The sequence below is a fragment of the Marinobacter sp. genome, assembly GCF_965229985.1.
Classification (GTDB): domain Bacteria; phylum Pseudomonadota; class Gammaproteobacteria; order Pseudomonadales; family Oleiphilaceae; genus Marinobacter.
The window spans coordinates 2,507,679-2,522,666 of sequence record NZ_OZ245935.1 but is presented as its reverse complement, the minus strand read 5'-3'; the positions used below and the strand labels follow the sequence as shown (position 1 = coordinate 2,522,666).

The following is a 14,988-nucleotide window of genomic DNA, read 5'->3' as shown; positions in this document are numbered from 1 at the left end:
GCGATTTCTAGTCACAGGTCTTGTCGGTCGATCGGCTGAAACGGGCCTGCATGGCTTTGCGTTCGCGCTCGGAGTCCTGGAATTCGTCGGGCAGGGGCTGGATGAAGTAAACGAAGTCACCTTTTGCGCGATTCCGGTCCAGTGGTGGTTCGTTGACGTCCGAAGGCCAGAATACCGGACTGACAACGGCAACAGATAACTCTGGTGCTCGCTGTTTCAGCAATGCCACCGTTCCCAGCCCCTCTTCGCTGTGGAAGGTGCCGGTCAGGTGCAGGACCTGGTGCCCCGGATACTCTGCCCGGGCCTGAAGAATGCGGGCGGCCATGGTGTTGTCCCGGAGCAACTGGGCCTTGTAGGTGTTCTCCATCCGCTGGCTCATGGTGTCGTCAGCCTGATGGCTGGCGCCAATGGCTGCCATGAACTTTTCCCGGTAAGCCGGGGTGTCCATGAAGGGATCGGCGGGTAACTTCTGCTTTATGGTCTCAGAGACACTGCCGAGGTACTCAGGGCCTTTCCGGCCCACACAGCGGACAACGTCTGCCGGCGCATTGGCAGCGATCACCGGCAGATTGAGCTGGCGTGCAAATTCCACCAGTGGTCGGTAGGAGCCGCGGTAGTTGTCCCAGGCGCCGGCATCCTCAATCATTTCGGTTTCGCCGATCTCACCCTGCAGATACCCATTCAGCTCATCCTGATGGTCCAGATTGAACTGCTCCATGGCAAGAACCTGCTCTGGCCGCAGCCGATACAATGCCGCCTGAAGCCGGGACTGCAGAAGATGGGAACCGTGGTGCCCATGGTATTCCCCCACAACCACGACATCCGTGTTGACCAGTCGCTGCGCCAACTCCTCCGGAGTCAGGACGGTGTTGTTTTCCGGCCGCACTATCCGGGCATCGTACTGGGTTTGAGGTGCCGACAGTGTGGCTTCCTGAGCATTTGAAGAAGGCATGGCGGTACATCCGTTCAGAGCAGAGAGTGAGGCAAATAGCAGGGCGGGCGCGAGAACTTTCATGGTATTCCTTACGTTATGATCACAGTCAGGATCTTTTTTCGCGTTCTTTGCGCCAGTCCGGCCCCAATCTTTCTTCCACGTATTCCCGGATGAATTGGCGCACTCTCTGGGAGGGCGTTACATCCTCCTGCTTGCACAGTTCCTCAAAGGCGGCCTTTTTGTCCGGGTCGATCAGCAGCGTCAGGCGGGCAGTGCGTTTTTCCATAGGGTTGTTCTTCACGTCTGGTGATTTTCAGATATGTTAATCAGATTAACATTGAATGGATATGAAATGAGCATATAATTTACAGGCATCCGTTGCAATTCCTGAACCTTGGCAATTAACGAGCCTTTCATGCCGCATCGCGCCCACCTGTTCTCACTCCGGATGGCTCACGCATTCCGGGAAGCCTGCATTGATGAACCCTATCGGGGCCGCCGTTTCCTGCGCGACCTGATGGCCGGTGTAACGGTGGGTATTATTGCCATACCACTGGCCATGGCGCTGGCGATTGCCAGTGGTGTTGCGCCGCAGCACGGGCTCTATACCGCCATTATCGCCGGGTTTGTGATCGCACTGACCGGTGGCAGCCGGTTCAGTATCTCCGGCCCCACCGCCGCCTTCGTGGTCATTCTGTACCCCATCGCCCAGAGCTATGGGCTGGGCGGTTTGCTGTTGGCCACTTTGATGTCCGGCGTTCTGCTGATTCTTATGGCCCTGATGCGCCTGGGCCGCTTCATTGAGTATATTCCCGAGTCTGTCACCCTGGGGTTCACCGGAGGCATTGCGGTGGTGATTGCCACTCTGCAGGTCCGGGACTTTCTGGGCCTGCCGGTTGGCGATATGCCCGAACACTACTGGGACAAGCTCGCGCTGCTGGCAGGAGCGCTGCCGGAGTTCGATGGCATGAGCACGCTTGTGGCCGGTGTCACCCTCGCCTGCATGTTGCTCTGGCCAAAACTTAAAACCCCGGTGCCACCCCACCTGCCGGCCGTGGTGATCGGGAGTCTTCTGGCGCTGTGGTTGAATGCCCTGGGCGCATCGGTTGAGACTATCGGCTCAAGATTCAGCTATCTGTTGCCGGATGGTTCAGTGGGGGCCGGTATTCCGCCTTTTTTGCCGGAATTTGCCTGGCCCTGGCAGCAGGCGGGGGCAGCGGGCGCGCCGATCGGGGTGTCCTGGTCGCTGGTCCGGGATCTGCTGCCAGCAGCCTTTGCCATCGCCATGCTCGGTGCTATCGAATCCCTGCTCTGTGCCGTGGTACTGGATGGCATGACCGGCAAACGTCACAGCGCCAACAGCGAGTTAATGGGGCAGGGCCTGGGCAACATCATTACGCCGTTTTTCGGCGGCATTACTGCGACCGCAGCCATTGCACGTTCGGCAGCCAATTACCGCGCCGGCGCCGAGTCACCGGTATCCGCAATGGTTCATTCTCTGGTGGTGCTACTCGCCCTGGTGTCGCTGGCGGGGCTACTGGCGTACCTGCCCATGCCGGCCATGGCGGCCTTGCTGATTATGGTGGCCTGGAACATGAGTGAGGCGCCCAAGTCGCTGCATCTGCTGAAAACAGCGCCGCGCAGCGACATTCTGGTTTTTCTCACCTGTTTTTCGCTCACGGTATTGCTGGATATGGTGATTGCCATCACCACCGGCGTTTTGCTGGCGGCGGTCCTGTTCATGCGGGAAATGGCACAGATGACCCGGGTCACGGATATCACCCTGAGCAATCGTATTGCTGACTACAAACTGCCCGATGGCTGGCAGGTCTTCAAGATCAACGGGCCTCTGTTCTTTGCCGCCGCCGACCGGATCTTCGGTGAGCTGGCGGCTCTGTCCCGCAATGCCCGCGGGTTCATCCTTTATATGGACGGCGTCACGATTCTCGATGCCGGCGGGCTGTCCGCCCTGAACAAGCTCATCGCCACCTGTGAACGGGACGGCACTCAGATCGTCATTGCCGATCTCCAGTTTCAGCCTTTGCGAACCCTCGCTCGCGCCGGGGTTACGCCGGTAGCTGGCGTTAGCCGCTATACTTCCTCCCTGGACGAAGCCTTGCGTCTGATTTCTCGACCCGGCACTGAGACTGATCAGTCTTCCGGATAAAACGTTGATTTTTAAAGTCTCCGAATGGTTTACCCTTTGGCGATGAGAATCCGTCCAAAAAAAGGAATGACATGCTGCCTTTCCGGCTGATCGACCGAGTGAAATTCATACTGGAGCGCCAACTGGTGAAGGGTGCCGGGTTTCAGCTTCTTGTGGTCGGTGTGTTTATCGGCCTGATATCGCTGATCGGCGGCCTCCTGGTGGTTCCCCAGGGCGGTGACTTCGAGGAGCCGGGCTCGGCCATCTGGTGGGCTTTCCTGAGACTGACTGATCCCGGTTATCTGGGTGATGATGTAGGGACCTGGCAGCGCTTTGTTTCAACCCTACTGACCATCAGCGGTTATGTGGTGTTTATGGGCACCCTGGTGGCCATCCTGACACGGTGGTTGATTGCCAAAATGGCGGACCTTGAGCGGGGCCTCACGCCGGTGACACTCAAAAACCATGTGGTGGTGTTGGGCTGGACCAGCCAGACGCTGCCCCTGCTCTCCGAGTTGCTGGGTTCCAGCGGCCGGATGAGACGGTTTCTGGAAAAGCATGACGCCCAGAAGCTCAACCTTGTCGTGCTGTCGGAGGACGCCTCTGCGGCTCAGGTTCATGAACTTCGGAGCGAACCAGGTATCGGCCGCCGAGCCCGCCAGATCATCCTGCGTTCAGGGTCGGCGATCCAGCCGGATGCCCTGCACCGGGTGGCCTGCCTGGATGCAGCGGCCGTGATCGTTCCCAGCGCAGCCCATGAGGCCGGCAGCCTGGTGACATCGGATGTGGAAACGGTTAAGGCGCTGCTTTCCATTGCCGCCCAGGCAAGACACTTTCAGGCTTCCTTGCCGTTCGTCGTGGCTGAGATCCAGGACGTCCGAAAGTTACCGGTGATTGAACGGGCCTATCCCGGCGCGGTGGAAGTCGTGGCCGGCGATGCGACCATCAGTCGTCTCATGGTTCAGAACATTCTTCATCCCGGGCTGTCGGAGGTTTACAACGAGTTGCTCACGGCCGGCGAGGGCAACGAAATCTATATCCGGGGCGGAGAATCGCTGGGCGGAATGACGCTTGGTGAGCTGGCCGCGGCACGGCCCGAGGTTATCGTGTTGGGGCTTCTGAAACATCGCGATGCAGGCTGGGACGTCCAGCTGCTGGCACCTTCAGACTCGCGAATTGATCCGGCCGATCGCGTCGTCATTATGGCCCGGGACTACTCCGAGACCGAACCCGATCCCAAAAAGGCAACCTTGCCAGGGCTGGAGAGAGGACAAGCGGTGCGTGTCGACCGGCATGCCGATCAGGCGAATCACCGGGTTCTGGTGTTGGGCTGGAACCGGCGGGTGCCCAGTCTGATCGCGGAATTTCTGAGCTACGGACACCGTCATTTTGAAGTGGACCTGGTTTCCGTGGTTCCGAGAGCCGAGCGGGAACAGGCCATTGCCCAGTACGTGGAGAATTCCGAACGCCTGACCTGTCGGCATATCGAGGCGGATTACATGGTGGAAGGTGAGCTGCGCCGGATTGGGCCGGCGGGCTACGATACCGTGATCCTGCTTAGCAGCGACCGTCTGGCCTCAGGCGAAGAGGCCGATGCTCGGGCGATGGTAGGTTACCTCCAGCTTGAGGATATCCTGGCCGAGTTTGCCCGAAGGCCCCAGCTGATAATGGAGCTGAGTGACCCGGATAACCGCCACCTTTTGTACGGGCACCAGAGTGAAATGTTGATCAGTCCCATGATTCTGAGTCACGTTCTGGCCCAGGTTGCCCTGCGGCGGGAGCTTCGGATCGTGCTGGATGAGCTGTTCACCGTTGGCGGTGCCGAGATCCAGTTCCGGGACCCCGCGGACTACCCATTGCCCGCCAGTGCGACTTTTCAGGTTCTGGAGAAGACTGTGGCAGCAGAAGGTGAACTTGCCCTGGGTGTCTTTCGCAACAAGGCCAATGAACGTGGGCGTCACCTGCAACTGAATCCGTCCCGGAAGGACTATCTGGAGTTGCAGCCGGGCGACCGGCTGGTGGTGATGTGCCTGACCTGATCGGTCATCAGTCGATGCTCTCGAGCAGGGCCGCCATGATGTCGTCCATGACCACGAAGCCTTTGAGATCATTGTCGGCCAGAACCAGAAGACGCTTTACCCGGTATTTGCTCATCAGGCTCGCCGCATGTCGGACGTTCAGGTTCTCACCGACGCTGATCACAGGCTTGGCGCAGGCGTCGTAAACATTCAGAAGATCTATATCGCCGTCTTCGGCGATGACGGTTTTCAGTACATTGGTATAGGTAATCAGCCCCCAGGCATCGTGCTCGCTTGTCTTTTCCACCACCAGAGACTTCAAAGAATGCTGCTTCATCTTTGAAAGCGCCTCACGGATGCTGGCAAACGGAGAGATGGTAACTACGTCCCGCACCATCACATCTTTGACCAGTTTCATGGCTGTTCTCCGGTTACAGTGAATCTTTCAGGTGTTGTTCGAACTTCGCAACCTGTGACATATCGATCCCGCCCAGGTGTTCGAGGGGAATCGTGAACACAAGGCCCTTTGAATCGTTATGGTCTGGCATGAGAATCCTCTGTATGGCCTTCAGAATATCGAGCGAAAGGCCCTTCTCCAGCACCATCAGCAGAATGCTCTGGCTGCCATCGTAGGTCAGGCCGAAGAAGGTTTTCTTGGCGGTGTTACTGATGCCTCGACCGGAAAGCACGGTAATGCCACCGGCGCCAAGATCCCTTGCGACATCGACGCAGTACTGCTCCTGATCCTCGGGAACGATTGCAACCAGTACCGAAAATTTCATGAGTCTGTTTTCCTCTGCTTTGCAAGCATTTCAACAACGATGGCGTAGCTCATCACCGTCACAATCGGAAAGATGGACGCGAAGGCGATCAGACCGAAACCGTCGATCAGCACGTTGCGGCCTTCAATGCTGCTCGCCAGGCCAATACCCAGAGCGGTCACCAATGGCACGGTAACCTCTGAGGTGGTTACGCCGCCAAGGTCGTATGCCAGGGGTATGATGTACCTGGGCGCCAGCGCGGTCAGAATAATTACCAGAATATAGCCGCCAATGATGTAATGGTGAATTGAATCGCCACTGATAATCCTGTGGACCCCAAGGGTGATCCCCACGGCGACCCCGATGGCCACTATGATTCTGATTGCATTGCCATTAATGGTGCCGGCGGCCGCCTGTTCCGCCTGATGCCCGATCGCGATCAATGCCGGTTCGGCCATGGTGGTGGCAAAGCCGATCATGAACGCGAACAGATAGACGAACACGAAGCCCTCCATGCTCATCAGCTGCCGGGCCATACTGGTGCCAATTGGAAACAGGCCCAGTTTCAGACCGACCACGAAGGCATAAAGCCCCAGCACCACCAGCGCAAACCCGAACAGGATCTTGCGGGGATTGGTCAGCCCCCGGCGCAATACCAGATACTGAAAAAACAGAATGGTGATAATGATTGGCAGGACATCCCGGACCATCCCGGCAAGATCGAGTAGCATGCCCAGCAGAACCGGTGTTTGATCGGCTGTTCCATTCTGGGTCAGGGTTGGCAGCACCGTTGGATCTGCCGTGTCACCGGAATAGACCACAATCCCGTAGAGTTGAACGGTGATCATGGGGACCATTACAGCGAGTGCCACCAGGCCAAAACCATGGAGTAGCGGATTGCGCCCCCGAATGGAAGCCGCCAGACCAATGCCCAGAGCTGCAATCAGGGGAACGGTAACGATATTGGTGGTTACGCCGCCGGAATCGTAGGCAAGGCCGACAATTTCAGGTGGCGCGAACCAGGTGATGATCACCACCACGATATAGCCGATGATCATGAACCAGTGGAGCGGGTAACCGAAGATGGTTCTGAATACGCCCAGGGCCACCACCAGGCCGACAGATACGGCCACGAGGATTCTGAGCGTGAGGGCCTTGATTTTGCCCTCGCTGACTTCTTCCGCTTGCTGGGCCACAGCAATCAGCGCCGGTTCTGCCACTACTGCTGAAAAACCCATGGCGAAGCCGAAAGAAAGCAGAACCGGTACGGAGCCCTTTCTGGCAAACTGATTGGACAGGCTTTTTCCGACCGGAAAAATGCTGAGTTCAAGACCCTGGAGAAACAGGGCAACGCCCACCGCCACGATCAGTAACCCGATGGCCATCGCCAGTGTGTTCTCCGGCATTTGCTGGAGAATGACAAGCTGGAAGAAGACAACAACGGCGATGATCGGAAACAGGTTCTTCAGGGCATGCACAAGGGAATGGCTGAAAGTTCGCAGATAGAACACTGTTTGCGCCTGGTGGGTTCCGGTAGGAAGTGCTCATCAATAACAGTAACAATAGTCACTGTTCCTGTGTTGATCCAACTCAAAACCTGCACCTTTTCGGCATTCACCAGAAAAATGCCGAAAATAGATCATATAAATTTCAATTATAAATTTGAAACCACTAAAGTAACCACCAACGTCATCGCTTTGCTCAAAAAGTGAGCAGGCTTTTGGCTTCGGAAGTTGCTGTACGCTTCTCCCTATCGACTTAGAAAACCAACGTAGAAAGGATTGAGACCATGCCCTACGCAAAAGACGTTGACCAGATTGCTTCCCTGTTGAAGCAGCACCCGACCTGGAACGCTATCAACCCGAAGCACGCCGCTCGCATGCGCGCCCAGAACAAGTTCAAGACTGGTCTGGACATCGCCAAGTACACCGCCAAGATCATGCGCGAAGACATGGCGAACTACGACAAGGACACTTCCCAGTACACCCAGTCCCTGGGCTGCTGGCACGGTTTCATCGGTCAGCAGAAGATGCTGTCCATCAAGAAGCATTTCGGTACCACCAAGCGTCGTTACCTTTACCTGTCTGGCTGGATGGTTGCTGCCCTGCGTTCCGAGTTCGGTCCGCTGCCTGACCAGTCCATGCACGAGAAGACTGCCGTATCCGGCCTGATCGAAGAGCTGTACACCTTCCTGCGTCAGGCGGATGCCTGGGAACTGAACCACCTGTTCCGTGCCCTGGAAGAAGCTGAGAAAGCCGGCGACAACGCCAAAGCTGAAGAGCTGATCAGGCAGATCGACAGCCACGAAACACACGTTGTGCCGATCATTGCCGACATCGACGCCGGTTTTGGTAACGCCGAAGCCACATACCTGCTGGCCAAGCAGATGATCGAAGCCGGTGCCTGCTGCATCCAGATCGAGAACCAGGTGTCTGATGAGAAGCAGTGTGGTCACCAGGACGGCAAGGTTACTGTTCCGCACGCCGACTTCCTGTCCAAGATCAACGCCGTTCGTCTGGCGTTCCTTGAGCTGGGTGTGGACGACGGCGTTATCGTTGCCCGTACCGACTCCCTGGGCGCAGGCCTGACCCAGAAGCTGGCCGTTACTGAGGAGCCTGGTGACCTGGGCGACCAGTACAACAGCTTCCTCGATGGCGAGTACATCGACGACGCTTCCCAGATCGACAATGGCGACGTTGTCATCAAGTCTGACGGCAAGCTGATGAAGCCCAAGCGTCTGCCTTCCGGTCTGTTCCAGTTCCGTCCGGGCACTGGCGAAGACCGTGTTGTTCTGGACTGCATCACCAGCCTGCAGAACGGTGCTGACCTGCTGTGGATCGAAACCGAGAAGCCGCACGTTGGTCAGATCGCAGCCATGGTTAACCGCATCAAGGAAGTGGTGCCCGACGCCAAGCTGGTCTACAACAACAGCCCGTCCTTCAACTGGACCCTGAACTTCCGTCAGCAGGTATTCGACGCCTGGAAGGAAGAGGGCAAGGACGTTTCTGCTTACGACCGCGACAAGCTGATGAGCGAAGAGTACGACAACACCGAGCTGGGTCAGCTGGCCGACGAGTGGTGCCGTAACTTCCAGCGTGACGGTTCACGCGAAGCAGGTATCTTCCACCACCTGATCACCCTGCCGACTTACCACACTGCGGCCCTGTCTACTGACAACCTGGCCAAGGGCTACTTCGGTGACGAAGGCATGCTGGCCTACGTTGCCGGCGTACAGCGCAAGGAAATCCGTCAGGGCATCGCCACCGTCAAGCACCAGGATATGGCTGGTTCCAACATCGGTGACGACCACAAGGAATTCTTCGCTGGTGACGCGGCCCTGAAGGCCGGCGGTAAAGACAACACCATGAACCAGTTCGGCTAATAGACTGTTCAGGTGTTGCTGAAGCGGGCCCGAGGGTTCGCTTCAATCCCCAAAACCCCGCCTAGAGCGGGGTTTTGTTTTTCTGACACTGCGAATTTCACGTAAGTGTCTGAGACGACGCTATAAAACGTACCTATCCTCCTTTTTGTTTGCCCTCCCTGTTTCATTCCTGAAACAGTTTCAACGGTGCCAGGGCCCGTTGTTTTTCGATTGAATAAAAGAAAACCCTTTCAAAACATACACCTGATTCCAGTTTCTCAATTGTGGCACGGGAATCGCTCCTTTGTTCTGGCGGGTCTGAACCTTGGCTTACCCGAAGGCTAGCGGGTTGGGTCGGATCCCTTAAAAGCCAATAACTTCAAAGGAAATGACATCATGAACACCAAAAAAACACTGCTAGCAGCTGCCATCGCAATGACAATGGGCGTTTCCGGTTTTGCCTATGCGGACCAGGGCGGAGATGGAGATCCGAATACCAATGCGGACAACACCTCAACCGCCAACAACGACCAATCTGGCAACACTGACTCCGGTAACGACAACTCCACTGACAACTCGGACAACAGCACTGACGTGGCTGATTCGTTCAAGATTGCCGACAGTGGCAACGACAACTCCACGGATAGCTCCGATAACTCAACGAATGTTGCGGACAGTGCGAACGACAATTCCGACAACAGCACCGATGTGGCTGATTCGTTCAAGATCTCCGACAGCGGCAATGACAATTCGGACAATTCCACCAACGTTGCTGACAGCGGTAATACCGCCGTGGCTGATAGCGGAAATGACAACTCCGACAACTCCACCAATGTGGCAGACAGTGCGAACGACAGTTCGGACAACTCTATTAGTGTGGCCGACAGTGGGAATGACAGTTCGGATAATTCCACCAACGTCGCCGACAGCGGGAATGACAGTTCGGATAATTCCACCAACGTCGCCGACAGCGGAAACGACAATTCCGACAACTCCACGAATGTTGCTGACAGCGGCAACACCGCGGTGGCCGATAGCGGAAATGATAACTCCGACAACTCCACCAATGTGGCAGACAGTGGGAATGACAGCTCTGATAATTCCACGAACGTCGCGGATAGCGGAAACGATAATTCCGACAACTCCACAAATGTAGCCGATAGCGGTAATACCACCGTCTCGGATAGTGGCAATGACAGCTCCGACAACTCAACCAACATTGCCGATAGCGGGAATACCACTATCTCCGACAGCGGAAACGACAGCTCCGATAACTCATTGGCTCTGGATCTGGATGTGTTCCTGAACAACGCTGATCTGGACGGCAGTGTATCGGGTGCTTCAACCACCTACGGCGATGCCAACGGCAGAGCGTCCTACACCGATGCCCGGAACCGCAATGAAATCTCTGGCGGTTCAGCGAACTTCACCGGTGTTGGCGCCTTTGCCCAGAATGCAGGCAATGGCAACGTTACGCAGGCGAATGTCAGTGTAATGTCCAACCTGTCCACCGGCCAGTAAGGAATCCGGGCCGCATCTAAACGGGTGCGGCCCGGTTATTCCGGGAGAACTGCCATGGGTTACGTCATCAGAGGGAAACTGAAGGCTGCCTTGCTGGCATTATTGCTCGGAACATCGGGATTTGTTTCGGCCGAGCAGTGGATGGATGCCATGACCCTGACGGAGGATCAGTTGGCGGATGCAAGTGGTCGCCAGGGAGTTTCGATGCAATTGCAGGTTAACAATAACCAGCAGAATGCGAATGTCTCCGACAACCTGCTGACCGGAAATGTTGTCACCGGAGATAACAGTATTTCCGACAACGCTTTCGGCAACATGAGCGGGGTTGCCACGGTTATCCAGAACACGGGTAATCAGGTGGTCATTCAGGACAGTACCCAGATCAACATACTGATCAATCACTGACGGAGGTGGACCATGACCAGGAAGGTTCTTGTCGCGGTTTGCGCGAGTGCCGGGCTGCTATGGTCCACCGCATTTGCCGGCTCGGTCATGGTGCCGGGTATTGGCGGTGATATCCGGCTCACGGTGAACAGTTTCGAAAGCCGTCGTTTTGACAGTGTCCTGCGACAGCAGTACGACTTCAGCTGTGGCTCCGCAGCGGTCGCCTCGTTATTGAGCTTTCATTACGAGGATCAGGTCAGCGAGCACGATGTTTTCATTGAAATGCTGGCGTTGGCAGATGAGGAAAAGGTGCGCCGGCATGGGTTCTCCATGCTCGATATGAAGCGCTACCTGGCATCCAGAGGGTACCAGGCTGATGGATTCCGCTTGCCCTTGGCCGGGCTCAGGGAGAAGGTTCGCCTGCCGATGATTGTGTTGCTGAACATTGAGGGTTTCCGTCATTTCGTGCTGATCAAGGGCATCAGTGAAGACGAGGTGTTGATAGGAGACCCCGCCCGGGGTCTGAAAATCTATTCCTACTCAAAATTCAGCGAGTACTGGGATGGCACCGCCTTTGTAATTCGCAGTCACCTTGATCGGGGGCGCGATCACTTTCTCGCCGATGGTCGTTGGCCCCAGGTGGCCAGGGCGCCATTGGAAAAAGGCCTCGGTGGGCCATCTCTCGGCCACACGCTGCCATACTGGCCCTCCGCGAGGGAATGGTGATAATCATGAAGGGCAGGATGCCTAAGGTCGCATTGCTGGCTATTGCCTGCACAACCTTGTCGCCGGTTACCCGGGCTGAACTGAATCCCGGGGTTGACCCCATCAGTGACACGGAGCTTTCGGAGTATCGTGGCGGCTTCCTGATGGATAACCTGGAGATCAGTATTGGTCTTGAGCAAATCGTTGGTATTAACGGTGACACCCTGGTGATCAATCGATTGACCATTCCCAACCTGAACCAGCCCGTCAATGACCGTTTGCTTGATCACCAGATGGAGACCGTATTGGAGGTGATCAGCGCGAACCGCAGCGGTGGTGCACGGGTAGCCAGCAATATGGCGGGTCCCAACGGCTGGATGACGGTGGTTCAGAACAGCCTGGATAGCACTGTGATACAGAATATGCATCAGCTGAATATCGAGCTGAACAATCTGGGTGCCGGGAATCAGCTCCCGGCCCGGTTCAGTGATCAACTGATTCAGTTGCTTGGCCGCTGAGAGATTCTCGATTCCTCCCTAGAGGCTGATCGGAAGCTTGAGTGTAATCTCGCTGTTAGGCGCGTTTTCAGTAACGCCAATGCTCACCGTCAGGCTCAGGGATGTGGACTGCGACAGGCGCTGGGACAGCCCGAATGACAGTGACCCGATCTGAATACGGTCGAAATTGGATTCAAAGAGATCAATGTTCCTCTCGAACGTGGTTTTTCGGATAACCGAGTGATCATAGCCGAGGCTGAACGACGTGCGCTCGTTAAAGGCGAACCCCATCCCGAAGCCAAAACGCACGATATCGCCGGGGTCGACCGTGCCTCCGTTTTCAAAGCCTTGCTCCTCTTTAAGGGTCCAGACATAACTCAGGTTGCCGAACAACACGGCCGGGTCGGTCGGGTAAATGAATGAGAGTCCGGGCTCGAATGCCCAGAAGCCTGAGCCTGTTGGCCGGCTTTCCAGTTCGATGCCAATCGGATTGCCCTGACTATCCTCGATGACCCTCTGGTCAACGTCGTAGGGCCCCTCGCCGGTTGGCGCTCTCACCCGCAGCGCGCCAATCACGTAGGGCCAGCCGCCCAGGCCATCGGTTAGCTGATAGCGGGCTGAAACTTCAACATCACCGAGCCCCTCGCCGGAGGATTCACGCAGTGTATCCACCGGCGTGCCCTGGAAAACCTCACGCTCTCTCAGATCCTCATTGATGCTCAGGTATGGCACACGGACCGCCGCTTCAAATTTGCTGGTAAATCCGTATTTGAGTGACATGGCACCAACAAAAATATCACGCTGGATCTCGGAAATGTTGATCAGTCCGATCAGCAGGGCAGGGATCACCGTGTAACCTTCGATCGCCACTGCCGTTGAGTTGCTGTGGGCATGGGAAAACGATGGTTCTATGGTAAACCGGCCCGGCCGCGTGACGATGCCCCGGTCTGCGGTAATGGAGGCAATATCGGTTGCCGGGTCGTGGCCTTCGTCAGTTGTTGCCCGGACACTCGTCGGGGCGGCCGAGGCATCCTCGTCGGCCTGAGCGCCTTCTGCCAACATGGAGTAGCCCAGAGACAGTAGCGGGATGAGCCATAGTGTGTTTTTTTTCATGGGGGAACTCCTTCAGTTGTCTTTCTGCGGCCGGATTGATGTGCCATGAGGCACGCGGTGCTTATCCATCAGCCGGTAGAGCGAAACCCTTGAAATGTTCAGAAGCCGGGCGGCTGCTGACACGTTGTTGTGGGCAAGCGCGAGACTTACCGAGATTGCCTGTCTGTCCGCTCTCGATCGAAAAGCGTCCAGTGAGAGTTCTCGGCTGCGGTCGTGGTTGTCGGTTGGGATGGCGTTGAAACCCATGTCTTCGGCCCCGATCTGTGGGCTTTCTCCCAGTAATAATGCCTGGCGCAAGCGGTTCTGCAGCTCCCTCAGGTTGCCTGGCCAGGGGTGGCCAGCCAGACAGATCAATGCATCGTCAGTGAGGCGCCTGGTGGCTTTAGCCGAAGGTGTGGCCGAGAGTATCCGACTGGCCAGAATGGGAATGTCTTCCTTGCGTTCCCGCAACGGTGGCAACAACACATGCAGGCTTCCAAGCCGGTAAAACACATCGCTTCGGAACGCCCCGGTCTTGACCAGCTGTTCAAGCGGCTGCGTGCTTGTCGCAATGAGCCGGGTGTCGACGCTGATGGGATGATTGGAGCCCAGGCGCTCGATCAGGCCTTCCTGGAGAAAACGCAGAATGGCCGATTGTTGTTCTGAGCAAAGCTCATCGACACCGATCAATAACAAAGTGCCGCCATTGGCCGCCTCAATTCGACCTTTCTGGGCACTCATGGCATGGGTAAATGCCCCTTTTTCGTGGCCGAAGAGCTCGTTCTGGGTCAAAGATCGGGGCAGGGCTGCACAGTTCACTGCGATCAGCGGCTTGTTTCTACGTGGCGAATTGTCGTGAATGTAACGGGCGGCGGCTTCCTTGCCGGTTCCGTTCTCGCCGTAGATCAGTACGGATTCTTCAGTGCGGGCAAATTTCCGTAATAACTCTCTGACCTGCCGGATCGCCACCGACTCACCCTCAAGAGCAACGTCGTGATAACAGGCGGGTTTCGCCCGGGACGCCTTCGCCTGAAGCTCAGACATACCCCACAGGTGGCCGAGAATGCCATTGAGTCGGTCGGCCTGGAGCGGAAGTGTATGGTAGTCCTTACAGTAACGGTTGATCAGAGTACAGATTTCCGGGTTCTGGATCTGATGAGGTTCCAAGGTGGCAACCCAGTGCTGGACCGGAATCGTGTCCAGCCACTCGGGCAAGTGGGCCAGTTGATCCCGTTTCAGGGAGCCCAGATCAAACACGCCAACTCTGGCCCCACTGCCGGACCTCTCGCCTGCCCAGGATTTGTCTGTGGGGGGAACATGAATAAGCTGCCAGTCCCTTAGCAAGGGCCCGCTGGCAGCTAAAGCCGGGTACACCGCCGACAACCAAACAAGCGGTCGTTTTTCCTTCATGGCGACTCTCCCAGAGAATGTGCCTTGAAAAAAACGAACTGCTGAACGTTCAGTAAATGCTGGTAATACCGGAACTGCTCGATCCGATCACTGCCCTGTGACCGCATACGGCTGGGGGAAACAGGCAAACAACTCCTGCTGGCGGACATTCAGTTTGTA

At 56.5% G+C, this 14,988-nt stretch carries 14 protein-coding genes; 7 read left to right on the top strand and 7 right to left on the bottom strand.

Annotation, left to right across the window (positions count from 1 at the left end; genetic code table 11):
* Positions 1-7 precede the first annotated feature (7 nt).
* Both ACO06L_RS11625 and ACO06L_RS11620 read right to left on the bottom strand, forming a co-directional pair.
* Positions 8-1,015: a ChaN family lipoprotein gene (locus ACO06L_RS11625; protein WP_202348144.1), complete on the bottom strand. Its 1,008-nt coding sequence runs from the start codon at positions 1,013-1,015 to the stop codon at positions 8-10.
* Positions 1,016-1,040: 25 nt separating this feature from the next.
* Entirely contained in the window at positions 1,041-1,220 is a 180-nt protein-coding gene (locus tag ACO06L_RS11620) for a CopG family transcriptional regulator (RefSeq protein WP_202348145.1), read from the bottom strand.
* Between the two features lie 129 nt (positions 1,221-1,349).
* Here ACO06L_RS11620 and dauA point away from each other — a divergent pair, with 129 nt between their 5' ends.
* Together dauA and ACO06L_RS11610 are read left to right on the top strand one after the other, a co-directional pair.
* On the top strand, positions 1,350-3,101 hold the full coding sequence (dauA, locus tag ACO06L_RS11615) for a C4-dicarboxylic acid transporter DauA (protein ID WP_202348146.1): 1,752 nt from the start codon (positions 1,350-1,352) through the stop codon (positions 3,099-3,101).
* A gap of 71 nt (positions 3,102-3,172) precedes the next feature.
* Positions 3,173-5,119 (top strand): CASTOR/POLLUX-related putative ion channel, encoded by a 1,947-nt coding sequence (locus ACO06L_RS11610; RefSeq protein ID WP_064229868.1) that lies wholly within the window; start codon positions 3,173-3,175, stop codon positions 5,117-5,119.
* A 7-nt stretch (positions 5,120-5,126) separates the two neighbouring features.
* Here the strand turns inward: ACO06L_RS11610 and ACO06L_RS11605 are convergent, their stop codons facing one another.
* The 3 genes from ACO06L_RS11605 to ACO06L_RS11595 are packed head-to-tail and all read right to left on the bottom strand — an operon-like array spanning position 5,127 to position 7,370.
* Positions 5,127-5,516 (bottom strand): CBS domain-containing protein, encoded by a 390-nt coding sequence (locus tag ACO06L_RS11605; RefSeq protein WP_064229869.1) that lies wholly within the window; start codon positions 5,514-5,516, stop codon positions 5,127-5,129.
* A 13-nt stretch (positions 5,517-5,529) separates the two neighbouring features.
* Positions 5,530-5,880: a transcriptional regulator gene (locus ACO06L_RS11600; protein ID WP_202348147.1), complete on the bottom strand. Its 351-nt coding sequence runs from the start codon at positions 5,878-5,880 to the stop codon at positions 5,530-5,532.
* Positions 5,877-7,370 (bottom strand): DUF1538 domain-containing protein, encoded by a 1,494-nt coding sequence (locus ACO06L_RS11595; protein WP_202348148.1) that lies wholly within the window; start codon positions 7,368-7,370, stop codon positions 5,877-5,879. Before ACO06L_RS11595 ends, ACO06L_RS11600 begins: the two co-directional genes overlap by 4 nt.
* A gap of 278 nt (positions 7,371-7,648) precedes the next feature.
* Here ACO06L_RS11595 and ACO06L_RS11590 point away from each other — a divergent pair, with 278 nt between their 5' ends.
* The 5 genes from ACO06L_RS11590 to ACO06L_RS11570 all read left to right on the top strand — a co-directional run bounded on the left by ACO06L_RS11590 (position 7,649) and on the right by ACO06L_RS11570 (position 12,348).
* Positions 7,649-9,241, top strand: a complete 1,593-nt coding sequence (locus ACO06L_RS11590; RefSeq protein ID WP_202348149.1) for an isocitrate lyase — start codon at positions 7,649-7,651, stop codon at positions 9,239-9,241.
* A gap of 375 nt (positions 9,242-9,616) precedes the next feature.
* Positions 9,617-10,741, top strand: coding sequence for a hypothetical protein (locus ACO06L_RS11585; protein WP_064229873.1), 1,125 nt, complete (start codon positions 9,617-9,619; stop codon positions 10,739-10,741).
* Between the two features lie 54 nt (positions 10,742-10,795).
* Entirely contained in the window at positions 10,796-11,146 is a 351-nt protein-coding gene (locus tag ACO06L_RS11580) for a hypothetical protein (protein ID WP_227716083.1), read from the top strand.
* Positions 11,147-11,158: 12 nt separating this feature from the next.
* On the top strand, positions 11,159-11,851 hold the full coding sequence (locus ACO06L_RS11575; protein ID WP_202348150.1) for a C39 family peptidase: 693 nt from the start codon (positions 11,159-11,161) through the stop codon (positions 11,849-11,851).
* A 17-nt stretch (positions 11,852-11,868) separates the two neighbouring features.
* Positions 11,869-12,348, top strand: a complete 480-nt coding sequence (locus ACO06L_RS11570) for a hypothetical protein (RefSeq protein ID WP_202348151.1) — start codon at positions 11,869-11,871, stop codon at positions 12,346-12,348.
* Between the two features lie 18 nt (positions 12,349-12,366).
* On the opposite strand, the gene ACO06L_RS11565 is transcribed toward ACO06L_RS11570, so the two are convergent.
* Together ACO06L_RS11565 and ACO06L_RS11560 are read right to left on the bottom strand one after the other, a co-directional pair.
* Positions 12,367-13,440 carry a transporter gene (locus tag ACO06L_RS11565; RefSeq protein WP_064229876.1) on the bottom strand — a complete coding sequence of 358 codons (1,074 nt, stop codon included), beginning with the start codon at positions 13,438-13,440 and terminating at the stop codon, positions 12,367-12,369.
* 12 nt (positions 13,441-13,452) lie between these two features.
* On the bottom strand, positions 13,453-14,829 hold the full coding sequence (locus ACO06L_RS11560) for a sigma-54 dependent transcriptional regulator (protein ID WP_202348152.1): 1,377 nt from the start codon (positions 14,827-14,829) through the stop codon (positions 13,453-13,455).
* Positions 14,830-14,988 lie beyond the last annotated feature (159 nt).